This is a genomic window from Saccharopolyspora mangrovi (assembly GCF_035320975.1).
GTDB classification, from domain to species: domain Bacteria; phylum Actinomycetota; class Actinomycetes; order Mycobacteriales; family Pseudonocardiaceae; genus Saccharopolyspora; species Saccharopolyspora mangrovi.
Genome location: NZ_JAWLNX010000016.1, coordinates 63,069 through 85,544, shown reverse-complemented (window position 1 = coordinate 85,544; position 22,476 = coordinate 63,069). Strand labels below are relative to the sequence as shown.

The following is a 22,476-nucleotide window of genomic DNA, read 5'->3' as shown; positions in this document are numbered from 1 at the left end:
CGTATTCGCTGGTCAACGCGCAGCGAGAGTCCCGCTTGTTCGTGCAGGTCCGCCAGGAGCGGGTTCGCAGCCTGTACCGTGCCACAACTTGTCCGCAGTCCTTGACCAGGGGTTTCGTTGATCTCTGTGATCAGGCAATGATCACGGATCATGGTGTTTCGACTGGTGTACATGGCGTCGGTAACGGTATTCGCCTGGCTGAGGCTGCTCGCCCGGCGTACCGCGGCCAAGGACGTCGAGATCCTCGTGCTGCGCCACGAAGTGGCGGTGTTACGCCGCCAGGTGGGGCCGCGGCCTCGCTTGTCAGGGCCGGATCGAGCAACCCTGTCCGCGCTGGCCCTCATACTGCCCCGCACCCTGCGACCCAGCCGGATCGTCACACCCGGCACGCTCCTGGCCTGGCACCGGCGTCTGATCGCCAAGAAGTGGACCTATCCCTCACGGCCTGGTCGGCCACCGATCAACACCGAACTCCGCGACCTGATCGTCCGCCTGGCCCGTGAAAATCCCAGATGGGGCCATCGGCGCATCCAAGGCGAGCTGGTCGGCCTCGGGCATCACGTGGGCGCGGGCACCATCCGCCGCATCCTCCGGAACTCCCGCATCGGCCCCGCGCCGCGCGATGCGGACACCTCGTGGCGGAGTTTCCTCCGGGCTCAGGCATCCGGGCTGTTGGCAGTCGATTTCTTCCACGTCGACACGATCAACCTTCGTCGGCTGTACGTCTTGTTCGTCATGGAGGTTCGTACCCGCACCGTGCACGTTCTCGGTGTCACCGCCCACCCCACTGGGGCCTGGACCGCCCAAATAGCCCGCAGCCTTCTGATGGACCTGGGCGAACGGGCCGCATCATTCCGATTCCTCATCCGTGACCGCGACACCAAATACACACCGGAATTCGACGCGGTCTTCACTTCCGAGGATGTGACGGTCATCAAGACGCCACCGCAGACACCACGGGCGAACTGCTACGCGGAGCGATTCGTCCGCACCGTCCCGAGGAATGCACCGACCGGCTCCTGATCTACCATCAGCGGCACGCTATGAGGGTGCTGTGTGAATACGCGGACCACTTCAACACCCATCGTCCACATCAGAGCCTCGACCAACACCCGCCGGAGCACGATCTCACAGCGGTGATTACGGATGAAGCTCCCATCCTCCGTCGTACGTAAGGTCCTCGGCGGCTTGATCAACGAGTACACCAGAGCCGCTTGAAACCGATCATAAAATCCCAGGTCAGGCCCCAGTGTCTGAGTTTTGGCACCGTACACGGTCAGGACCAGGCAGACGGCGGAGACGAAACGCGACGATCGATCGGCTAAGCGTGATCTCGACATGCCACTCCTTTGCGCGGATATCGGTCGCACTGCGGCACTTCACCGGCGATGGCGGGCGCAGGGCTGAGCTGACGCGAAACACGCGGGCCGAACGGAAAAACTCGAGAATGAGCGCCGAAGAGATTGGCGGTCAGGAACCGTTGCAGGAATCGCTGCCCAGCGCAAGCAACCGTTCGAAGGCCGCGAGACGCCAGCGCCGAAGCACCCCGTCGGCTCTTGCTTTCACCGGATCGAGCGCATAGTTTACGGTTAACCGCTGACCGGCAATCGACTCCCAGGAAGGATTGCAGAACGGTGACCAGCGCAAACGCCGAATGGCAGAGCCTCGTAGCAACCGCACGACCGGCACCCGCACTTGGTCGCCACGTCGTCGACTACCTCCGCCGGATGATCATCGTCGGCAAGCTCCTCCCCGGCACGCACCTGGTGGAATCGCAGCTGTCGAAGACCTTCGACGTCAGCCGCGGGCCGGTTCGCGACGCCCTGCGCCAGCTCGAGGTGGAGGGCTTGGTCGAATCGCGGCGACGAGGCGTGTTCGTCATCGGACTCAGCCCGGCCGACATCGACGAGCTCTACCAGCTGCGCGAAGTACTGGAATCCCATGCGGTGCAGCAGTGCATGTCCGCGGACTCCGCCGATTTCACGGAGATCCAGGGAGTTCTCGAACGCATGTCGGCAGCAGCGGCCGCACAGGACGCCGCCGCGTTCGCCGACGCGGACCTGGACTTCCACACGGGGTTCTACAAGCTCGCGGGAAACCGCCGCATCGACAACGTCTGGCAGCAGTACCGGCCGACCTTCGCCGACATGCTCACCGTCACCAACGCCGAAGACCGAGACCTGACACCCACCTACCGAGACCACGTCGAACTCCTCGACGCGATCGTCGCCGGCGAGCAGCAACGGGCGCTGGAGCTGCTGCAAGAGCACATCGCGGGCTCCCGCACCAGGTTGCTCACCGCCTACACCCGCTTCCTGGAACAGGAAAAGACCTGATCCGACACCCGTACCACAGCATCGGCATGTCACAACAAAGGAGTTGCCAGCCATGCCCAGAACCAGAATGGTGTTGACCGGCCTCGCAGCCAGCCTCGCCGTCGCGTTATCGGCCTGCGCCGGCACGCCGAACAGCGACGGCGCCTATCCCGACGACGACATCACATTCATCGTCCAGGCCGCCGCAGGTGGCGGCTCCGACCTCACTTCGCGCGCGCTGGCCGCCGAGCTCGAACCCATCCTCGGCACCTCCATCGTGGTCGAGAACCGCCCAGGCGCCTCCGGATCGACCGCGATGCAGTACGTCGCCGACCAGCGGCCCGACGGCTACACCATCGGGTTCTCCCCCGTGGAGGTCTCGATGCTCGGACACCAGGACTTCGACGTCGACCCCGCCGACTACGACTTCCTCGGCCAGGTCATGCACGCGCCCGGGGTGCTGTCGGTGCCCTCAGACAGCCCGTACCGGACGTTGCAAGAATTCCTCGACGCCGCCAAGAACCGGGAGCTCTCGGTGTCCAACGCCGGAGCCGGCTCGATCTGGGAGGCGACCACGCTGGGCCTCGCGCAGCGCGCGGGCGCGAAGCTGGCGCCGGTCCCCTTCGACGGCGGCAGCCCCGCGGTCGCAGCCGCTGTCGGCCGCCAGGTCGATGCCGCAGTGGCCGGCGCAGGCGAAACCATGAGCGCGTACCGAGAAGGCCAACTGCGCCCCCTCGCGATCTTCCACCACGAGCGCCACCCGCAGATGCCCGACGTCCCCACCGCCGCCGAAGCCGGTCACGACCTCGAATTCGGCGGCTGGGGCGGGATCTACGCCCCCGCCGGACTGCCCGACGACGTGCGCGAAACCCTGGAATCCGCGATCAAGAGGGCCGCGCAAACCGACACGTTCATCAAGGCGATCTCCACCCCCGGAAACCTGCCCGTGTACCGCAGCGCCGCGGAGTTCACCAGCTTCGTTAACTCCGAGCACGCGCGGTTCGGGAAGCTCCTCGGAGGCAGCTGATGGGCACAACGGCGCACCCGCAGGCCGTCGCGCAAGACCCGCCCGAGAGCAGCGCCGCTCGCCCATCCCGGTCGCTGGAGATCTGCTGCGCAGCGACCGCCCTCGCCGCCACCGGCGCGCTGGTGCTGCTCGCGAAGGGCATCGAGGTCCGCCGGGAAACCGACGGCATCGACCCGCGCTGGTGGCCGGAGCTGCTCGGCATGATCGGTCTGGCGCTGGCAGCGGCCTACCTAGTGGTCGCCGTCGTGCGTCCTCCCTTCCCGCGAACCGACCTCGAAGCGGCCACCCGTCGGGGCTGGCCGCTGCTGGTGGCGACCGTGTCGCTCACCGCCGCGTTCGTTGCGCTCTGGCCGCTGGTGGGCTTCGCGGTCGCCGCGCCCGTGTTCCTCAGCGCGATGACCTACCTGGTCGGCGGCCGGGGCTGGCGGACGCTGCTGATCTACCCGGCCGTGGTCACCGCACTCGTGTACCTGCCCTTCCACACGCTGCTGAAGGTGCCGCTGTGAACGCGATCGTCGAGGGCCTCGACGCCCTTCTCGACCCGACCGCGGCGCTCTGCCTGCTCGCCGGACTCCTGGTCGGCACGCTCGTGGGCGCGCTGCCGGGCATCACCGGCACGATGGCGGTCGCCTTGGCCTCGGGATTCACCCTGACCCTCGACCCGGTGTCGGGATTGGCCGTGCTGCTGGCGATCTACGTGGGCGCCAACTTCGGCGACCGGATCCCCTCGATCCTCGTCAACACCCCCGGCACGCCGGCCTCGATCGCGACGACCTTCGACGGCTACCCCCTCGCCAAGCAGGGCAAAGCCGGTCTCGCGCTGGTCATCTCCACCCTGGCCACCACCGGCGGCATCCTCGTGTCCATGGTGGTCTTCGTCCTGGCTGCCCAACCGATCGCCCGGTTCGCGCTCGAATTCGGCCCGGCCGAGATGTTCTCGCTCGTCGTCTTCGGACTGACGGTGATGGTGTCGGTCTCCTCCCGATCGCTGCTCAAAGGACTGCTCGCCGGCGTTGCCGGGCTGGCGATCGCCACGATCGGCCGCGACCCGATCACCGGCGACAAGCGGTTCGTCTTCGGCATCGACGACCTCAACTCCGGGCTGCCGTTCATCGCCGTCATCATCGGTCTCTTCGGCGTCGCCGAGCTCTTCGACCAGCTGCTCACCTACCGGCCGGGCAACGCCAAACCGATCTCCAGCCTCGGCCGGTGGTGGCCGAAGCGAACCGAGTACAAGCAGCTCGCCCGCCCGTTCGCCGTCAGCAGCGCGATCGGAACGGTGGTGGGCGCGTTGCCCGCAGCCGGTGGCGACATCGCCGGATTGGTGGGCTGGGACCGCGCCAAGCGGATGTCCAGGAAGCCTGAGAAATTCGGCGAGGGCTCGCTGGAAGGCCTCACCGCAGCCGACACCGCGTCCGGCGCCACCCTGGGCGGCTCGCTGACCACGACGATGGCGCTGGGGATTCCCGGCGATTCGGTGATGGCCGTGATGCTCGGCTCCATGGTGATCTGGGGCCTGCAACCGGGGCCGTCTCTCTTCGCGGACAGCCCGGACCTCATCGTCACGATCGCGGCCATCATGATCATCGCCACCCTGCTGTCGCTGGTCGTAGGACTCGTCCGCATGCGCGGCATGGTCCGGCTGCTCGACCTCCCCCCGCACTACCTGTGGACCGGTGTCCTGCTGTTCTGCACCATCGGCACCTACGCCACGACGAACAGCACCTACACCGTGTGGGTCATGCTCGCCTCCGGCGTCGTCGGCCTCATCATGAAGCGCACCGGATTCCCCGCCGGGCCGGTGGTCCTGGGGCTGCTGCTGGGACCGTTGGCCGAGGCGAACCTCCGCCGAGCGCTCATCATCGACGGCCCGTCCATCCTGGTGACGCAGCCGGTCTCAGCGGCGCTGCTGGCGCTGGCGGCGATCGGCCTGGTGACACCGCTGCTCGCCCGTGCCCGCAAGACCCGCCGGACGCGTTCGGCGAACGCGATGGACGAGCCCGGTCGCGTCCGTTCCTGACACTCCGAGCATCCCCCGCCGATTCGGGTCCGCCGACCGGCGGCAACGTCCGCCCGGCTCGTCCGGCGCTGGACCCGGTTCACCTGACAACACGAGGGAGCAACATGCCCGCCGCACCCGCACCCCGCCGTCGCGCCGAAGTACTGGCCGCGACACCAACGCTGTTCGACCGCGACGGCGAACTGGACAACGCTGCGACGGGCAAGCTGCTGGCGCACCTCGCGGGGCGGGTGGACGGCGTGTTCATCGCGGGAACCACGGGAGAGTTCCCCGCCCTCTCGCGCGCGGAACGCCGCACGCTCGCCGAGGCCGCGGTGGCTGCGTTCGGACCGGACCGGGTCGTCGTGCACGCCGGGGCGGCGAGCACCCGCGAGGCCGTGGCGATCCTGCGCGACGCGGCAGCACTGGGCGCTCGGCGATTCGCAGCCCTCACGCCCTACTACCTGCCCTCGGACGCGGCCGCCGTTCACAGGCACTTCGCGGCGATCGCCGACGCCGCGCGCGAAACCGGTTCAGCCCTCTACGGCTACCTGTTCGAAGAGAGGTCCGGCGTCGAGATCGGACCGGATGACTTCGCCGCGATCGCGGCCCAGACCGGAGTCGCGGGCGCCAAGCTGAGCGGCACCGCCGCGAACAACTTCGCCCGGTACCGCCACGCGCTTCCCCCGGCCGCAGAACTCTGGTCAGGCGCCGACACCGACCTCGCGAACGTCGTCCACGCCGGAGGCGCAGGGGTGGTCTCGGGCCTGTCCTCGGCATTCCCCGAACCGTTCATGGCCCTGGCCGATGCCGTCGCCGCCGACGACGCCAACGCCGAATCTGCTGCCCAGACCCGCGCCGACGAGGTCCTGCGGGCACTGGCCGGCACACCGCAGGGGATCAAACTGGCGTTGCACCACCTCGGCATCGGATCACCGGACATGCGCATGCCCCACCCGGAAGTACTGCCCGCAGCCCGCACGCTGATCGCAGAACTCGCCGCAGCAGCTCGCACCTGACCATCGTCGGACGCCTCCGCAGGCAAGAGCCCGCCCAATGCTGGCCAGCTCCGCTCCGTTCGACGCTGCGAGGCCCGTTTCGGCGAACTTTGCCCCGGCTGCCACGACCACCGCCCGCCCTGGAACTGCTCGGGTGTGAGCTGAAGCCAGACCAGCCATCGACAGGGTCGACAGCAGCATGCCCAGCGCAACCCACATCTGTGGGACGCTCCCGAACGGACGTGCGGGTCTCGCTTACCGCTCATCAACGACTCCGATCTTCGGCCGAGGCTCCAGCTGCCGAGTTCGTTCCGACGCCGGTGTTCCAGCAGTCGAGGTCGGACATGCCGATCGAGGCAGGATCAAAGGTCGGATCCAGGCCGCGCCGCCGCTGGGCATCGAAGTCACGCAGGGCCCGCAGCGCTGGCTTGGCCAAAAACAGCAAGCACAGCATGTTGACCCAGGCCAGGGATGCGTAGCCGATGTCTCCAACTGCCCAGATCAGGTCGGCGGACTGCACGGAGCCCCAGAAGGTCATCCCGAGCAGGACAACCTTGAGGATGGCGGTGGCTGCGGTCGGGGTCCGGCCGAGCACGTAGGCCACGTTCGTTTCGCTGATGTAGTAGAAGGCCACCAGCGTGGAGAATGCGAACAGGGCGATTGCCACCGCGACGAAGGAACCACCGGTGCCTGCGAATACGGAGTCCATCGCAGCCTGGGTGTAGGCCGGGCCCGCCTCCACACCGGGCAGGTTCGACGCCAGGGCGGGGTCGCCCGCTGGCTCAACGTTGTAGGCGCCGGTCACGATGATCATCAGTCCCGTTGCCATGCAGATGAACAAGGTGTCGATGTAGATCGAGAAACACTGCACCAGGCCCTGCTTGGCCGGGTGCGAAACCTGGGCGGCGGCCGAACCGTAAGTGCCTTCGCCGACGCCAGCAACGTTGGAGAACAACGCGCGACGCACCCCCCATGCGATCGCCGAACCCAGGATGCCCCCATAGATCGAGTGGGCACCAAATGCGCTCGAGAGCACGAGTCCCACGGCGCCGGGCAGCGCGGTCACGTTGGAGGCGAGCACGATCACGGCTGCGAGGATGTAGCCGCCTGCCATGAACGGCACGATGACCTCGACGAACTTCACGATGCGCTGCCGTCCGCCGACGATGATGAACGCCAGGGCGGCCGTGATGACAAGCCCGCTGATCAGCGGGTCAACGCCCAGAGCCGACTCGAAGCTGCCGGAGATGGCGTTGGATTGAACGCCGGGCGCCAGCATCGCGTACAGCAGCGCCGCCACGACGGCCGCGACGACGGCGACCTTGCGCAGTCCGAGACCCTTTTCGATGTAGTACGGCATGCCGCCACGGAACTGCCCGTCGATCCGGCGCTTGTAAATCTGGGCGAGGGTGGATTCCACGAACGCCGTCGCACCACCGAGGAAGGCCATCACGGCCATCCAAAACAGGGCCCCCGGTCCGCCCGCGGCGATCGCGGTCGCAACACCGGCGATATTGCCGACGCCGACCCGACTCGACAACGTCAGCGACAGCGCTTGGAACGGGGAAATGCCTTCCTCGGACTTCTCCCCCCGCACCAGCTGTCGAAACATCGTCGGAAGCAGACGGATCTGCATGCATCGGGTCTGGAACGTCAGCAGCAGCCCGAAGCCCAGCACCAGGGCGACCAGTGGCGTCCAGAGCCAATCGTTGACCTGTGTCAACAGTTCCATCCGCGAGTCCTCCTCATCGAGTCAGCGAATGCGAGGTGTGACATGTAACATTGCACCAGCCTGGGTGTCTAGCCTCATCTGCAAAACATGCGCAACAACGCTTGGCGGGACCGAGGGGAACCTCACCGGCGTCAACGGGGACCTGGGGGACCCACCTCCGAACGAAGGGGCAGTCGATGTTGCCCCAGGCTCGAGAGGCCGCCTCGGTGTGCCATGTCACATGACAATAACCTCTTGCGGACCAGAGTGCAATGTCACATACTACTCCTGTTCGCATCTCGTTCTTAAAAGAAGCGGAGGCTCGATGACCGAGCAGCTCAAGCCCTGGCACGGCATCCATGTCGCCTCGGCCCTGCAGTTCAACGACGACCTTTCGGTCGACTACGACGGCTTCGCCGAGCACGTCCAATGGCTCGCCGCGAACGGCCTGCACGGCATCACGCCGAATGGCTCGCTGGGCGAGTACCAGACCCTGGCCGCCGAGGAACGCGCTCGCGTCGTGACCACCGCGGTCGAGGCTGCGCCGGAGGGCTTCCACGTGATGCCCGGTGTCGCCGCCTACGGCGCCCTCGAAACCCGCCGCTGGGTGGAGCACGCCGCCGAGGCGGGCGCGCACTCGGTGTTGATGCTGCCGCCGAACGTCTACCGCGCCGACCGCGCAGCGATCGTGAAGCACTACCGGATTGCCGCAGAGGTCGGGATTCCGATCGTGGCCTACAACAACCCCTTCGACACCAAGATCGACCTCTCCCCTGCGCTCTTGGCCGAGTTGCACTCGGAGGGTTACATCGTCGGAGTCAAAGAGTTCACCGGCGACGTGCGACGGGCCTACGAGATCAAGGAGCTCGCCCCCGGTCTCGACCTGCTGGTTGGCACCGACGACGTTCTCCTGGAGCTGGGCCTGGCCGGCGCGGTGGGCTGGGTTGCGGGTTATCCCAACGCACTGCCCGAAGCCAGCCTCGAGCTGTACAACCTGGCCACTTCCGGCGATCCGGCCGATATTGCCAAGGCACTGCCGATGTACCGCGACCTGCACTCGCTGCTGCGGTGGGACTCCAAGACCGAGTTCGTGCAAGCGATCAAGCTGTCGATGGACGTGATCGGCCGCAAGGGTGGCAAGTGCCGCCCGCCGCGTTCGCCGCTGGCTCCGGAGATCGCCGAGCAGGTCACCGCCGACACCAAGAACGCCCTGGCCAAGGGCTACAAGTAAGCAGTAGGGGGTGGGACGGTCGTTACCGTCCCACCCCCTACTCCGACCCTGCACGGGCCGCGCCGTTCACGAGCCATCCCGGCTGACGCCCCCTCCTCACGACCACGCGCAACCCCATGGGAAGGCACCCCGATGACGACCACCGAGACAGGCCTGGCTCGCGCGCTCATGGCTCCGGCAGAACCGACCACCGATGAGGAAGTCGATCGGATCGTCGCAGCTTCCGCCGAAGCGAGCCGCATCTGGGCGAACACCGACCGCGCCGAACGCAGCCGGGTGCTCGAGGCGATCGCCGATGCTCTCGAGGATGCCGCGTCGGTGCTCATCCCCATCGCGCAACGCGAAACCCACCTCCCTGAGGGCCGGCTGAACGGCGAGCTCAAGCGCACGAGCTTCCAACTTCGGCTCTTCGCCGAAACGGTCCGCGAGGGTGGCTATCTCGACGCTCGGATCGACCATGCGGACCCTGAGTGGCCGATGGGCGCGCCGCGCCCGGAGCTGCGCCGCTCCCAGGTGCCGCTCGGACCGGTCGTGGTCTTCGCGGCCAGCAACTTCCCGTTCGCCTTCAGCGTCGCCGGTGGTGACACCGCCTCCGCACTTGCCGCGGGGTGCCCGGTGATCCTCAAGGCGCATTCCGGGCACCCGGACCTGTCGGCGACCACTGGAGCCGTCGTGCGCACGGCACTGCAGAGTGCGGGCGCCCCGTCTGGGCTGTTCGAGTTGGTCTGGGGTGCCGAAGCCGGTCGGACCGCCCTCTCAAACCCACACGTCAAGGCTGGGGCGTTCACGGGGTCCATTGCCGGTGGTCGTGCCCTGTTCGACATCGCCAGCTCTCGCCCTGAACCCATTCCGTTCTTCGGCGAGCTGGGCAGCGTCAACCCCGTCTTCGTCACCCGCGCAGCCGATGCGGCCCGGGGAGCTGAGATCGCCTCGGAGTTCACTGGCTCCTTCACCCTCGGCTCAGGACAGTTCTGCACCAAGCCCGGCCTGCTGCTGGTCCCCTCTGGAGCAACGGTCACCGAAGCATTGCGCGGCACCGAGCTGTCGCAGTCGGCGCCGCTGCTCAACGAACGCATCGTGATGGGCTTCCACGAAACCCTCGAGCGACTGAGCTCCAAGCCCGGCATTGGGGTCCTTCGCCGCGGCCCGAGTCCCGAGGGCAACGCCCCGACGCCGACCTTGCTCGCCACGGACGTCGCCACTCTGCTGGCCCACCTTGACGAGCTGTTCACCGAGTGCTTCGGTCCGACCGCACTGGTGGTGACCTACGACGACGAGCAGGAACTCGTCGATGTCGCTGAGGCCATTGACGGCCAGCTCACGGCAACGCTGATCGCCGAGGAGACCGACGCTGTTGCCGCCGACCTCACCCGGGTCCTGGTCAACAAGGCCGGCCGCCTGCTGTGGAACCAGTGGCCCACTGGCGTGTCGGTGACCTACGCGCAGCAGCACGGCGGCCCGTACCCGGCAACGACCGCCCCTGCGACCACCTCGGTCGGCACCGCCGGGATCGCCCGCTTCCTGCGCGCCGTGGCGTTCCAGAACTACCCGCAGCACCTGCTACCCGACGAGCTGGCCGACTCCCCCACCACGCTGGTGCCCCGCCGCGTCAACGGCATCCTGCAGAAATGAGCTACCCGAACCGGCCTGGGCCGTGTTCGCAGTCGAAAGGAGCGGTCGATGAGGACCAGTCGCGTCCTGCACGCCGTCGATTCACACACCGAGGGCATGCCCACCCGAGTCATCACCGGGGGCGTCGGGGTCATTCCCGGGGCGACGATGGCCGAGCGGAGGCAGTGGTTCATCGAGAACAGCGATGACCTGCGCACCCTGCTGATGTGCGAGCCCCGAGGTCACGCGTCGATGTCCGGATCGATCCTGCAGCCACCGACCCTCCCTGATGCCGACTGGGGTGTGTTGTTCATCGAGGTCTCCGGGCTGCTGCCGATGTGCGGTCACGGCACCATCGGCACCGCCACCGTTCTGGTCGAAACCGGGATGGTGCCGGTGATCGAACCCGTCACCCAGGTCCGTCTCGATACTCCCGCGGGCCTGGTGGTTGCCGACGTCGCGGTCCGCGACGGGCACGCCGAGTCGGTGACGATCAAGAACGTGCCATCGTTCAGCCATGTGCTCGATCAGAAGATCGACGTTCCGGGTTTCGGCCCGGTCGTCTGCGACATCGCCTTCGGTGGCAACTTCTACGCCATCGTTGACTTGGAGACGCTAGGACTGCCGTTCGAGCGCGCGGCCAAACGACAGCTCCTCGACGCCGGCCTGGCCATCATGTCGGCGATCAACGAGCAGACTCCGCTAGTGCACCCCGAACGGCCCGACATCTCCGGCTGTCACCACGTCTATCTCAAAGCGCCCGGCTCGACCGCTCAACGCTCACGACACGCGATGGCCATCCACCCGGGCTGGTTCGACCGCTCGCCGTGCGGCACTGGCACCAGCGCTCGGATGGCGCAGCTGCACGCCCGCGGCGAACTCGCTCTCGACACCGACTTCACCAACGAATCCTTCATCGGCACGACCTTCGTCGGCAGACTCGTCGAGCAAACCGAAGTTGGTGGTCGCACCGCGGTGGTTCCAACGATCACCGGACGTGCCTGGGTCACCGGAACCGCTCAGTACATGCTCGATCCCTCCGACCCCTTCCCGGCGGGTTTCGAGCTCTGAATTGCAGCTCCGCGAAACTCCCCCATCGTCCGGAACCGACCAACGGAGGCAGCGATGGCCCACACCGCTGATGTCGTCATCATCGGCGCAGGCGCGCTCGGCGCCGCGTGCGCCTACTTCGCCACCGAGCAAGGCCTGCGCGTCCACGTCGTCGAGCGCGGCGAGATTTCCAGCGGGACCACCAGCGCCTGCGAGGGCAACCTACTGGTCTCGGACAAGGAAGCCGGGCACGAACTCGATCTGGCCCTATATTCGAACCAGGTTTGGCGCTCTGATCTCGACCCGCACAACCACCTGTGGGAGTTCGAGAACAAAGGTGGCTTGATCGTCGCCGCCACCGAGGATGGGGCCCAGAATCTCGCCGAACTCTCCCAGCGTCAGCGCGACGCCGGGATCGAAGTAACCAACGTCGCCGCTGATGAGGTTCACGCCTACGAACCGCACATCACCAAAGATCTGACCGCAGCCGCGTTCTACCCACAAGACTGCCAGGTCCAGCCCATGCTCATGGCGGCGCACCTGATCCGTCTCGCCCGAAAGCGCGGCGCCCAGATCTGGACGCGCGCCGAGGTCACCGACATGCTCCGCGACGGCGACGCGGTGATCGGTGTCGTCACCAGCCGGGGCGCGATCCAGTCTGGCCACGTCATCAACGCCGCCGGAACCTGGGCCGGAAACATCGCCCAACTTGCTGGTGTGCGGGTGCCGATCCTCCCTCGGCGCGGGTTCGTGCTGATCACCGAGCCACTTCCGCGGACGGTATTCCACAAGGTCTACTCCGGCGACTACGTCGCCAGCACCACCTCCTCAGATGAAGGGCTGCAGACCTCCACGGTCATCGAGGGCACCCGGGCAGGCACCATCCTCATCGGGTCCTCACGCGAGCGGGTCGGATTCGACTCCACCGTCTCGCTGCCCGCGCTGCGCCAGATCGCGGGCAAGGCCATGAGCCTGTATCCCGCGCTGGCCAGCACCAAGATCATGCGCAATTACCACGGATTCCGCCCGTACTGCGCCGACCACCTGCCCGTGATCGGCCACGATCCGCGCGCGCCCGGTTTGTGGCACGCCTCGGGGCACGAAGGCGCCGGCATCGGGCTTGCTGTCGGCTCGGCGAAACTGCTGGTCCAGCAGATGACCGGCAAAGAACCCGATCTCGACCTTGCGCCGTTCGCACCCGAACGCTTCGACCTCGTGGAGGCATCATGAGTCCTACCCACCACCAGCACGACCCCGCCACGAGCACGACCGACCCGAAGCGTTTCGAGGTCCTCTTCGACGGCCGCCCGCTTCCGGCGATCGCGGGTCAGAGCGTCGGTTCGGTTCTGGCCAACGCCGGGATCCGGTCCTGGCGCACGACACGCGTCCACCACCGGCCTCGTGGTCTGTTCTGCGGGATCGGTATTTGCTACGACTGCCTGATCACCGTCGACGGCGTACCGAACCAGCGCGCCTGCCTGGTCCCGGCGCGGCCCGGCATGGCGCTGTCGAGCACCGTGCTCGGTCACGGGCCATTCGAGACTGGAGACGACACCGATGACTGAGCACGACCCCAACACCGCATCCGCGAGGCCCCGCTACGACGTCGCCGTGGTCGGAGCGGGCCCAGCCGGGCTCGCCGCCGCTGTCGCTGCGGCCGAGGCTGGGCGCCGGGTCGTGCTCGTCGACGCCGGGGAACAGCCTGGCGGCCAGTACTGGCGCCATCCCGACGAGGCCGCGCCACGCGACGACGAATCGCTCGGCCACCACGACTGGTCCACCTTCACCGACCTGCGTGCACGGCTTCACCAGCTCAGCGCACGGCAGCAGATCACCCACTTGCCACGCCGCCAGGTCTGGTTCGTCGAACGCCCCACCAGCGAAAACGACAGGCCAACCCACACCTTGCACCTGACCACCGCCTACGCTGAAGCCACCCACACCGGCGTCGAGGCCCCGCACTCTGTCACCACCGACGCGTTGATCCTCTGCCCAGGCGGCTACGACCGCCAGCTGCCGATCCACGGGTGGGATCTTCCCGGAGTTATGGCGGCCGGCGGCGTCCAAGCCCTGCTCAAGGCCCACCGCACCTTGGCTGGCCGTCGCGCGATCGTCGCCGGAACAGGCCCCTTCCTGCTACCCGTGGCCACCGGCCTGGCCCAGGCAGGTGCGGACGTCGTCGCCGTCTGCGAAGCCGGATCGATCACAGGGTGGTCACGCAATCCGCTAGCCGCCGCAGCGGTCCCCTCCAAAGCACGCGAGGCCATCGAGTACACCGCCGGACTGATCCGCCACCGCATCCCGTACCGGCAGCGAACCGCGATCACCGCGATCCACGGCTCCGAAGCCGTCCAGTCCGTCGAACTGTCACGGCTGGATCGCCACGGACGAGTCTGCGAGAAGGTGGACACCGCCAACGTCGACCTCGTCGCGCTCGGGTGGGGCTTCACGCCATCCCTGGAACTCATCACCGCAACCGGCGCCGCAACCCGCAAGGACATCGACGACTCACTCGTGGCGGTCGTCGACGCAGAGCAGCGGGCGACCGTGCCCGGGGTCTACGTCGCCGGCGAGGCCACCGGCGTCGGCGGAGCATTGTTGGCGGTCGCCGAAGGCGAATTGGCCGGCCTGGTAGCCGCGCGAGACCAGCAGATGCAGGTCTCGCAGAAAAACGTCCAAACGCTGCAGAGACGCATCACCCGCTACCGACGCTTCGCCACGGCCATGCACACCGCACACCCCGTTCCGCGCCACTGGCACGAATGGCTGCGCGCCGAGACAACGGTCTGCCGCTGCGAGGAAGTCACCTACCAGCAGGTATCTGCTGTCCGCGACGAGCTCGGGGCGGGCGACGCCCGCACAGTCAAGCTGATGGCACGTCCAGGAATGGGCTGGTGCCAAGGCCGAGTCTGCGGTTTCGCCTCAGCCAAGCTCGCCGCCGCCCAGGAAGGCCGCGAGCTCACTGGCGATGACCTGCGACCCACCGCCAAACAGTCCTTCACCGCCCCCATTCCACTCGAACAACTCGCCGAGACGCCTCAGCACAAGTGAACCGGGTGTGGCGCGTGGGAGAGGGCTCAGCGCCAGCAGTACCACGTCACATACCATGTGGTGACAAATCGTGGAGGTGAAGGTGGCTCCGAAGCTGGTTCAGATGGAAAAGGTCAGCATGCGTGACCGCGTGGGGCGGGCGCTGCGGGCTGCGATCATCTCCGGTGAGATGGAGCCAGGCGTCGTGTATTCGGCACCTTCGCTCGCCGCACGATTCGGGGTCTCGGCCACGCCTGTCCGTGAGGCCATGCTCGACCTGGTGCGCGAGGACCTCGTCGAGATCGTGCCCAACAAGGGCTTCCGAGTTACCGAAATCAGCGAAGCCGACCTCGACCAGATCACCGAGATCCGACTGCTGATCGAACCACCCGCAGTCAGCAAAGTCACTCCCATCATCCCGCAAGGTGACTTCGCCGAGCTGCGGGAACTCGCCCAGAACATCGTCACCCATGCCGAGGCCGGTGACCTGGTCGACTACACAGAAGCCGACCGCGTCTTCCACCTGCGTCTGCTCTCCTACGCCAACAACCCGCGCATGACCAACCTCGTGTCAGACCTCCGCGCCCACACGCGCCTGTTCGGACTGACAGCGCTCCGCGAACGCGGAGAACTCGTCGACGTCGCGAACGAACACCACGCCATCGTCGACGCCATCGAATCACGTGATCAGAACGCAGTTGAATCAGTGATGCGGGCCCACATCAGCCAAGTCCGGGGACGCTGGGCCAACCCAGACTCCACCACCAGCTGACGTGTAACCCGATCGCCACATCTAGAACGGACTACCAGGGCGGGACTCGCGACCACCACTAACGCCACCTTGCCGGCATCCGACCTACTCCACGCCGCTGATCTCGACATGTACACCCACAAAACCGCTCGCCACCGCAACACGTAACCGTCAAGGGGGCGAGGCTTCACCAACCCACGACGGAACGCCCTCACCGCCGACGAGCTCAAGGGCTCCTACCGGACCGTGATCAGCGGCGGTGACGAAGTCCTCGATCAACGTGTGTCCAGCAAGTCGGTTCGTGATTCCGCTTAGAAGGCCCGCAGCGAGGTGGTCGTAGAGATGTCGAGGGCGCTTGACCCGATGTGCAGGGTGTACTCGCCCGGCTCGTGCTTCCAACCGTCGTCCCAGTGGGCCAGGTCGCGCTCGTGCACTGGGACGCGCGTCTTCACCGCTTCCCCGGCTTGGGCGCGGACGGTGGCGAAGCCAACGAGCCAGCGGACGGGGCGATCGACCGCGGAATCGGGACGCGACGCGTACACCTGCACGACGTGCTTGCCCGCTCGGTTGCCGGTGTTGTGCGCGGTCAGGCCAACCGTGGCGATGCCGTCGGTGAAATCGGTCGTGGTGACGTCGGTGAGATCCCAGGTCGTGTATCCGAGCCCGTGGCCGAACGGGTAGGCCGGTGTCGTCCCGGCGCGCAGCCAGGCGCGGTAGCCGATGTGGACGTCCTCGTCGTAGGCGAGCGCCCCGTTCATGGGAGTCACGTTCAGCACCGGGACGTCGTCGATCGCGGCTGGCCACGTGGTGGGCAGCCTGCCGCCGGGCTCGCGAGCGCCTGTGAGGATGTCGCCTACGGCCGAGCCGTAGGCCTGGCCTGCGAAGTAGTTGAGCACAATCGCCGCGGCGTGCTCCCGCCACGGCAGCAGCACTGGAGCCCCCGCGTTGACGAGCACGATGGTGCGCGGATTCGCCGTCAGCACCGCGCGCACGAGGTCGTCCTGACGCCCGGGGAGGCTCAGATCAGTGCGGTCGTAGCCTTCCGATTCGACGCGGGAGTTCGTGCCCACCACGACCACCGCGGCATCGGCCTCGGCTGCGGCGCGGGAGGCCTCGGCGATGAGCTCGTCGGCGTCCACGTCCGCCGGTTCGGTGCCGATGGTGATGCTCAAGGCGTTGCTCAGGCCACCGCCCATCCGCTGCGGGCTGAACTCCACGCGCAGCCGCACGCTGCGCCCGGAGCGGAAATGCACCGGTGCCGACACCGCTGGAGGCGACAGGAAGGCTGCGCCGAGGTCGGTCCCGACGGCTTCGGTGGTGTGCTCGGCGAGCAGCTCGCCGTCGACGAGGACGCGCCCGGTGCCTACCGACGCGAAGCCGATGCGCTGCGGGCCGGGATTGGTTGGTGTGTAGTCGGTTTCGAATACCAAGGTCGCCAGCTCGCCGATGGGCGCGTCTCCGCCGAAGTAGACCAGGCCGCTGGCCAGCCGGTCCTCGGTGAACAGCAGTGCGCCCTCGGCGTCGAGCATCTCGACTCGCGCCCCGGGCTCGCCGGTGACGGGGTTGCGCATCGCGTCACGGTCGAGCTCAGCCAGCCCTTCCTGCACGATCGCGCCCAGTGAGTAGGACACCTCGGCGCCCGGGAACGCCGCCCGCACGCCTTCCAGCGGGGACACGACGCGTTCGGGGAGCACGGTGGCGCTCCCGCCGCCCTGGGTTCGGGCGTGAAGCGCGTTGTGGCCGATCACCGCGATGCGAGCGGGGTCGGACAGCGGCAGGACCCCGTCGTTGGCCAGCAGGACGGAGCCCTCCGCAGCGGCCTCCCGGGCGAAGGCGACCCCGTCCTCCGAACGTACCGGCCGGACCGGTTCGAAGCCCTCCAGCGCGCCGACTCGAGCCGCCAGGCGCAGGATGCGGCGCACCTTGCGATCCACGACGGCTTCGACGATGACGCCGCCGCGGACCGCCTCGACCAGCGCCTCACCCCACGGCCCTTCCGGGCCCGGCATCACCAGGTCCTGGGAGTGCTCCGCGCTCCGAAGGCTGCGCACAGCCGTCCAGTCGCTGATCACCACACCGTCGAAGCCCCACTCGCTGTTCAGCGGTGTCTCCAGCAGCTCGTTCTCGGTTGCCGTGGCACCGTTGATCGAGTTGTAGGCGCTCATCACCAACCACGCCCGCTCCTGCACCACCGCGTCCTCGAACGCCCGCAGGTAGACCTCGCGCAGAGCGCGTTCGCTCAACCGCACGTCGACGGTGAACCGGTCGGTCTCGAAGTCGTTGGCCACGTAGTGCTTCGGCGTGGCCCCTACGCCGTTGTCCTGCAACCCCCGCACGTAGGAGGCAGCGAGCCGGGCGGTCAGCAGGGGGTCCTCGCTGAACGCCTCGAAATGCCTGCCGCCCAGGGGGGAGCGGTGCAGGTTGATCGTCGGTCCCAGCACCACGTCCACTCCCTTACGGCGAGCTTCGACGGCGGCGATCGCGCCGTAACGCGCAGCGATGCTGGTGTCCCAAGTCGAGGACAACGAGGTCGCCGACGGCAGGTTCAGGGACGGTGACCGCTCGTCCCACACCTCGCCACGCACCCCGCTCGGACCGTCCGAGACGATCATCCGCCGCAATCCGATCTCCTCGATTGGCCACGTCGTCCAGAAATCCCGCCCGGTCAACAATCGGACCTTGTCCTCCAGCCCGAGCTTGCCGACGAGGTCATCGAGGTGGTCATCGGTGGCAGTCATGCGTTGGTATCCCCTCTGTTGAACGTCAGCTCGTCGCGCGGATGCCTGCGACGTACTTCTCGACTCTGGCCAGCATGTCGGCGTCGTGCGGGCCCCACTGCGGCTGCGGCGTGCCTGGCCCGGTGTAGGGCTCGTCGGCGTAGTGCCGCTGGTATTCGGCCAGTTTCGCCTCCAGATCGCGGCGGATCTCGGCATGCGCGGGATCGTCGGCGAGGTTGTTCAGCTCGGCTGGATCGTTGCGGAGGTCGTAGAGTTCCCACTCGGGTTCGAAGATCCGTTCCGAGGCGCCGGGCACGCCCAGCCCGGCACCGTAGTAGTGGATGAGCTTGTGGTCGGCGGTGCGGATGCCGTAGTGGGCGGGTGCGTTGTGGATGGGATCGTCGTGCTCCCAGTACCGGTAGTAGGCGGCGTCCGGCCAGTCGGTGACCTGTTCGCCGCGCAGCAGCGGGAGGAAGCTGCGTCCCTGCGCGGCCGGCAGCACGTCTGCGACGTCTAGGCCGCAGGCGTCCAGGAATGTCGGCGCGAAGTCGGCGTTGGTGATGATCTCCTCGCGCCGGCTTCCTGCGGCGATCTGCTCGGGCCAGCGGAGGAGCATGGGCATCTGGAGCGACTGATCGAACATCAGCCGTTTGTCGAACCAGCCGTGGTCACCCAGGAAGAAGCCCTGGTCGGAGGTGTAGACGACGAGCGTGTTCGCGGCGAGCCCGGCGTCGTCGAGGTGGTTGAGCAGACGTCCGACGTTGTCGTCGATGGACTGGATGCACTGCAGATAGTCGCGCATGTAGATCTGGTACTTCCAGCGCATCCGCGCCTCACGGTTCTCCGGACCGCGAAGGTGTTCGGGAACGTCGGACTTGAGGTCGTCGGCGCCCAGGTCGTCGGCGATGGTCATGTGCACGCCGCGCACGGCCTTGCTGCGGGTGGCGTGATCGTCGAAGAACGTCTCGGGCTCCGGGATGGCGCCGTCGGCGTAGAGGTGCCGGTGCTTCTCATCCGGGACCCATGGCCGGTGCGGTGCTTTGTGGTGCACCATCAGGCAGAAGGGCTTGTCCTGGTCGCGGTTGTCGATCCAGTCGATCGCCTGGTCAGTGACGATGTCGGTGGCGTAGCCCGGCATCGTCGAGGTGCCATCGGCGTCGATCATCTCGGGGTCGACGTAGTCGCCTTGCCCGGGGAAGATCTTCCAGTCGTCGAACCCGCGCGGCAGCGAGGTCCCGTGTTCGCCGAGGTGCCACTTGCCGAACAGCGCTGTGGCGTAACCGTGCTCCCGCAAGGATTCGACGAAGGTGGGTACCCGGTAGTCCATTTCGGTCCAGATGGACGAGACTCCGTTGATGTGGCTGTAAGTCCCGGTGAGGATCGTCGCGCGGGAGGGACTGCAGATCGCGTTGGTGCAGTACGTCGCGTCCATCCGCATGCCTTCATCGGCGATCCGGTCCAGGTGCGGGGTCTTGTTGACGCGACTGCCGTAGGCCGAGATCGCGTGCGCCGCGTGGTCGTCGGACATGATGAAGACGATGTTCGTGCGTGTCACCGGTTCCTGCTCTCTCTGGTTGGTCATCGCGCTGTCAGGAGGCGTCCAGCTCGGGTTCGAGCACGAGGTGTTCGTGCGGACCGCCGAGGACTTCCTGCATCAGCAGTCGCGCGCTCTGCGCTCCGGCTCGTTCCAGCGGGAGGCGCGCGTAGGCGAGGTTGGGCCAGATCCGCGGCGAGGGCGTTCCGCCTGCCATCGCGCCGACGAAGATTCCATCGGCGCGCACCCGGGCCGTCGACATCACCGCTTCCACGTCCGCACCCCACGAGCACACCACGGCGACCGCGTCCGGCTCCTCGTGCGTCGCCGCGAGGGCGGTGCCGACCCGCTGGGCGACCTCGCGCGCGTAGTCGTCGGCGTTCGTCGGGGATGTTTCGAACTCCCGCAGCCGCTCGCTGGTCAGGCCGGTCGAGACGACCCCGAGGGACAGCGAGGGGTGCTCGGCGAGCGCGCGCAGCACCGCCTGTTCCCGTTGCCGGTTGGCGCGCGAGGGGACCTCGGGCTGGACGTGCAGCACGACGCGGCAACCGCGTCCGGCGACGTGTTCGATCATCTGCCGCGCACCAAGAGCGTAATCGAAGTCCACTGTGGAGTAGGAAGCGTTGTCCGCGGCTGGGCCGCAGTCGAGCGCGACGAACGGCAGACCCTCCAGTCGCGAGGCTTCGGCGAAGGCGTGCGGTACCGCTTCGTCGTCGTGCCCGACGAACACGATGCCGTCGAGCCTGCCGCTGCGGTAGTCCTCGAGGTAGGCGTCGCTGGAGGGATCGGAGAGGATGGTGAGGTGCATCCGCTCCTCGGCGAGCGCGACGCTTGCTCCCTGCACGATCGCCGCGAAGCGCGGATTGGTGAGAGGTTTGGTCACCAGCATCCCGACCGTGTGGCTGGATCGGGAGCGCAGCGACCGGGCGACGCTGTTGGGGATGTAGCCGAGCTCCTTGGCGATGCGCCGCACGCGCGCCCGGGTTTCGGCCGACAGCACCACCTTCGAGGAGTCGTTGAGGGCGTAGGACACCGTCGAGACCGACACGCCGGCGCGCTCGGCGACGTCCTTCAGGGTCGGACGCATCATGCCTCCCGGTTCCGCGCGGCATGCGCGGCGTCGAGCTCCGCCGTCTGGGCGGCGACTCGGGCTCTGTTGAGCGGGAACAGCATCAGCACGGCGGCAGCAACGGCGAACAGCACCCCGGGCACCAGTGTCGCCAGCGCGTAGATCCCCTCGACGGTGGAGCGGCTCTGGACGGGATTGCCGCTCTGGAATCCGACGAACGCCAGGGCGTAGCCACCGATACCGCCGGAAACGGCCTGGCCCACCTTGCGAGCCCAGGTGTTGATCGAGTAGATCGATCCGTCGTCGCGCTCGCCGCTGCGCAGTTCCTCGGAGTCAATGACGTCGGCGATGACTGCCCAGACGAGCAGGTTGTAGAACCCGATCCCGAAGCCCGCCAGCAGGTTCAGCGCGACGAAGACCCACGGGTCGCTGACCCGCAGCGCGTAGAGCAGGAGGTAGACGGCCGCCGCGCCGAGCAGTGCGGCGATGAGCACTTCCTTCTTGCCGAACCGCGAAGCGATGCGCGCGGCGATGGGTGCGAGGAGGAGACCGGGCACGTACATCGCCAGCTGCGACGGTCCGGACATCGCCCCGTTGTTGAAGTGATAGAGCCACAGGTACGCGGCCATCGTCGACAGGAACAGGCTCGCCAGCATGATGACGATGTTCGACGCGATCACCACGAGCAGCGGTCGACTACCGGCGAGCACCCGCAGCAGGCGGCCGAAGCCACGTCGCTCGGTCGGCTCCGGCGCTTCAACTCGCTCGCGCACTCCGGCGTGGCACAGGAAGTAGAACAACGCCGCGCACGCCGAGAACACGAGCGCGGTGGCGAAGAACCGGAACGGCACGATCTGCGACCTGCCGTCGACCATCCCGTAGATGAGCAGCGGCGGCACCAGGGACACGATCAACCCGGCACTGTTGGCCCCGAGCCCGCGAAACACCGACAGCGATGCGCGGTGGCGCGGGTCCTCGCTGATGACCGAGACCATCGAGCCGTAGGAGATGTTCGTGGTCGTGTAGAAGATCGACCCCCACACGAGGTAGGTCGCCGCCGCGTAGCCGAGTTTGACCGGGTAGTCCCAGTCGGCGGTGAACGGCGCGTACATCAACGTGCTCGCCACCGCCACGGGGATCGCCATCCGAGCGATCCAGGGCCGGAAACGACCACCTCGGCCAGGACTGTGCCGGTCGAGGAACCGGCCCCAGCCCACGTCGGTGAACGCGTCGATCAGCCTGGCGATCAGGAACACGGTGCCCACGTGCGCCGCGTTGAGCCCGGCGACGTTGGTGTAGTACACGGTCAGGTACGCCGAGGCGAAGATGAAGGTGAAGTCGTTGCCGAGGTCGCCGAACAGGTAGCCGACCCGGTCGCGCCATCCGAAGGCGCGCACCGCCTGGCGCTGTCGTGCGGCGTGCACATTGGTCAT

General features: G+C 67.4%; 18 protein-coding genes. 13 read left to right on the top strand and 5 right to left on the bottom strand.

Annotated elements, in window-relative coordinates:
* The first annotated feature begins 150 nt into the window (after positions 1–150).
* The 6 genes from R4I43_RS21865 to R4I43_RS21840 all read left to right on the top strand — a co-directional run bounded on the left by R4I43_RS21865 (position 151) and on the right by R4I43_RS21840 (position 6,360).
* Positions 151–1,023: a helix-turn-helix domain-containing protein gene (locus R4I43_RS21865; protein WP_324267546.1), complete on the top strand. Its 873-nt coding sequence runs from the start codon at positions 151–153 to the stop codon at positions 1,021–1,023.
* Between the two features lie 611 nt (positions 1,024–1,634).
* Positions 1,635–2,336, top strand: a complete 702-nt coding sequence (locus tag R4I43_RS21860) for a GntR family transcriptional regulator (RefSeq protein WP_324267545.1) — start codon at positions 1,635–1,637, stop codon at positions 2,334–2,336.
* A 52-nt stretch (positions 2,337–2,388) separates the two neighbouring features.
* On the top strand, positions 2,389–3,342 hold the full coding sequence (locus R4I43_RS21855; RefSeq protein ID WP_324267544.1) for a tripartite tricarboxylate transporter substrate binding protein: 954 nt from the start codon (positions 2,389–2,391) through the stop codon (positions 3,340–3,342).
* The gene (locus tag R4I43_RS21850) at positions 3,342–3,848 is read left to right on the top strand and encodes a tripartite tricarboxylate transporter TctB family protein (protein WP_324267543.1); all 507 of its coding nucleotides are present in this window, start codon (positions 3,342–3,344) and stop codon (positions 3,846–3,848) included. Before R4I43_RS21855 ends, R4I43_RS21850 begins: the two co-directional genes overlap by 1 nt.
* A complete protein-coding gene (locus tag R4I43_RS21845) occupies positions 3,845–5,362 on the top strand; it encodes a tripartite tricarboxylate transporter permease (RefSeq protein WP_324267542.1) in 1,518 nt (505 codons plus the stop codon). The genes R4I43_RS21850 and R4I43_RS21845 overlap by 4 nt, the downstream gene beginning before the upstream one ends.
* Positions 5,363–5,466: 104 nt before the next feature.
* Positions 5,467–6,360 (top strand): dihydrodipicolinate synthase family protein, encoded by an 894-nt coding sequence (locus R4I43_RS21840; protein ID WP_324267541.1) that lies wholly within the window; start codon positions 5,467–5,469, stop codon positions 6,358–6,360.
* A 244-nt stretch (positions 6,361–6,604) separates the two neighbouring features.
* Here R4I43_RS21840 and R4I43_RS21835 read toward each other — a convergent pair whose 3' ends face one another.
* On the bottom strand, positions 6,605–8,071 hold the full coding sequence (locus R4I43_RS21835; protein ID WP_324267540.1) for an alanine/glycine:cation symporter family protein: 1,467 nt from the start codon (positions 8,069–8,071) through the stop codon (positions 6,605–6,607).
* Positions 8,072–8,375: 304 nt separating this feature from the next.
* On the opposite strand from R4I43_RS21835, the gene R4I43_RS21830 reads away from it, so the two are divergent.
* The 7 genes from R4I43_RS21830 (at position 8,376) to R4I43_RS21800 (ending at position 15,744) form a co-directional block, all read left to right on the top strand.
* Positions 8,376–9,281 (top strand): dihydrodipicolinate synthase family protein, encoded by a 906-nt coding sequence (locus R4I43_RS21830; protein ID WP_324267539.1) that lies wholly within the window; start codon positions 8,376–8,378, stop codon positions 9,279–9,281.
* Between the two features lie 132 nt (positions 9,282–9,413).
* Positions 9,414–10,913 (top strand): aldehyde dehydrogenase (NADP(+)), encoded by a 1,500-nt coding sequence (locus tag R4I43_RS21825; protein ID WP_407691288.1) that lies wholly within the window; start codon positions 9,414–9,416, stop codon positions 10,911–10,913.
* Between the two features lie 48 nt (positions 10,914–10,961).
* Positions 10,962–11,963, top strand: coding sequence for a proline racemase family protein (locus R4I43_RS21820; RefSeq protein WP_324267538.1), 1,002 nt, complete (start codon positions 10,962–10,964; stop codon positions 11,961–11,963).
* Between the two features lie 54 nt (positions 11,964–12,017).
* Positions 12,018–13,172 carry an NAD(P)/FAD-dependent oxidoreductase gene (locus tag R4I43_RS21815; protein WP_324267537.1) on the top strand — a complete coding sequence of 385 codons (1,155 nt, stop codon included), beginning with the start codon at positions 12,018–12,020 and terminating at the stop codon, positions 13,170–13,172.
* Positions 13,169–13,507, top strand: a complete 339-nt coding sequence (locus R4I43_RS21810) for a (2Fe-2S)-binding protein (RefSeq protein ID WP_324267536.1) — start codon at positions 13,169–13,171, stop codon at positions 13,505–13,507. The genes R4I43_RS21815 and R4I43_RS21810 overlap by 4 nt, the downstream gene beginning before the upstream one ends.
* The gene (locus R4I43_RS21805; RefSeq protein WP_324267535.1) at positions 13,500–14,993 is read left to right on the top strand and encodes an FAD-dependent oxidoreductase; all 1,494 of its coding nucleotides are present in this window, start codon (positions 13,500–13,502) and stop codon (positions 14,991–14,993) included. The genes R4I43_RS21810 and R4I43_RS21805 overlap by 8 nt, the downstream gene beginning before the upstream one ends.
* A 70-nt stretch (positions 14,994–15,063) precedes the next feature.
* The gene (locus R4I43_RS21800; protein ID WP_324267534.1) at positions 15,064–15,744 is read left to right on the top strand and encodes a GntR family transcriptional regulator; all 681 of its coding nucleotides are present in this window, start codon (positions 15,064–15,066) and stop codon (positions 15,742–15,744) included.
* 290 nt (positions 15,745–16,034) lie between these two features.
* Here R4I43_RS21800 and R4I43_RS21795 read toward each other — a convergent pair whose 3' ends face one another.
* From R4I43_RS21795 to R4I43_RS21780, 4 genes are read right to left on the bottom strand one after another with little or no spacing between them, the layout of a single operon-like run.
* Positions 16,035–18,461 (bottom strand): beta-glucosidase family protein, encoded by a 2,427-nt coding sequence (locus R4I43_RS21795; RefSeq protein ID WP_324267533.1) that lies wholly within the window; start codon positions 18,459–18,461, stop codon positions 16,035–16,037.
* 25 nt (positions 18,462–18,486) lie between these two features.
* Entirely contained in the window at positions 18,487–19,995 is a 1,509-nt protein-coding gene (locus R4I43_RS21790; protein WP_324267532.1) for a sulfatase family protein, read from the bottom strand.
* A gap of 34 nt (positions 19,996–20,029) precedes the next feature.
* Positions 20,030–21,061 carry a LacI family DNA-binding transcriptional regulator gene (locus tag R4I43_RS21785; protein WP_324267531.1) on the bottom strand — a complete coding sequence of 344 codons (1,032 nt, stop codon included), beginning with the start codon at positions 21,059–21,061 and terminating at the stop codon, positions 20,030–20,032.
* The gene (locus R4I43_RS21780; protein WP_324267530.1) at positions 21,061–22,476 is read right to left on the bottom strand and encodes an MFS transporter; all 1,416 of its coding nucleotides are present in this window, start codon (positions 22,474–22,476) and stop codon (positions 21,061–21,063) included. The genes R4I43_RS21785 and R4I43_RS21780 overlap by 1 nt, the downstream gene beginning before the upstream one ends.

Excerpts from the sequence above, each read along its gene's own strand:
- R4I43_RS21795 (WP_324267533.1), bottom strand. The coding sequence starts at position 18,461 with ATGACTGCCACCGATGACCACCTCGATGACCTCGTCGGCAAGCTCGGG.
- R4I43_RS21815 (WP_324267537.1), top strand. The coding sequence starts at position 12,018 with ATGGCCCACACCGCTGATGTCGTCATCATCGGCGCAGGCGCGCTCGGC.
- R4I43_RS21780 (WP_324267530.1), bottom strand. The coding sequence starts at position 22,476 with ATGACCAATGTGCACGCCGCACGACAGCGCCAGGCGGTGCGCGCCTTC.
- R4I43_RS21785 (WP_324267531.1), bottom strand. The coding sequence starts at position 21,061 with ATGCGTCCGACCCTGAAGGACGTCGCCGAGCGCGCCGGCGTGTCGGTC.
- R4I43_RS21820 (WP_324267538.1), top strand. The coding sequence starts at position 10,962 with ATGAGGACCAGTCGCGTCCTGCACGCCGTCGATTCACACACCGAGGGC.
- R4I43_RS21865 (WP_324267546.1), top strand. The coding sequence starts at position 151 with ATGGTGTTTCGACTGGTGTACATGGCGTCGGTAACGGTATTCGCCTGG.
- R4I43_RS21850 (WP_324267543.1), top strand. The coding sequence starts at position 3,342 with ATGGGCACAACGGCGCACCCGCAGGCCGTCGCGCAAGACCCGCCCGAG.
- R4I43_RS21825 (WP_407691288.1), top strand. The coding sequence starts at position 9,414 with ATGACGACCACCGAGACAGGCCTGGCTCGCGCGCTCATGGCTCCGGCA.
- R4I43_RS21840 (WP_324267541.1), top strand. The coding sequence starts at position 5,467 with ATGCCCGCCGCACCCGCACCCCGCCGTCGCGCCGAAGTACTGGCCGCG.
- R4I43_RS21805 (WP_324267535.1), top strand. The coding sequence starts at position 13,500 with ATGACTGAGCACGACCCCAACACCGCATCCGCGAGGCCCCGCTACGAC.
- R4I43_RS21855 (WP_324267544.1), top strand. The coding sequence starts at position 2,389 with ATGCCCAGAACCAGAATGGTGTTGACCGGCCTCGCAGCCAGCCTCGCC.
- R4I43_RS21810 (WP_324267536.1), top strand. The coding sequence starts at position 13,169 with ATGAGTCCTACCCACCACCAGCACGACCCCGCCACGAGCACGACCGAC.
- R4I43_RS21830 (WP_324267539.1), top strand. The coding sequence starts at position 8,376 with ATGACCGAGCAGCTCAAGCCCTGGCACGGCATCCATGTCGCCTCGGCC.
- R4I43_RS21835 (WP_324267540.1), bottom strand. The coding sequence starts at position 8,071 with ATGGAACTGTTGACACAGGTCAACGATTGGCTCTGGACGCCACTGGTC.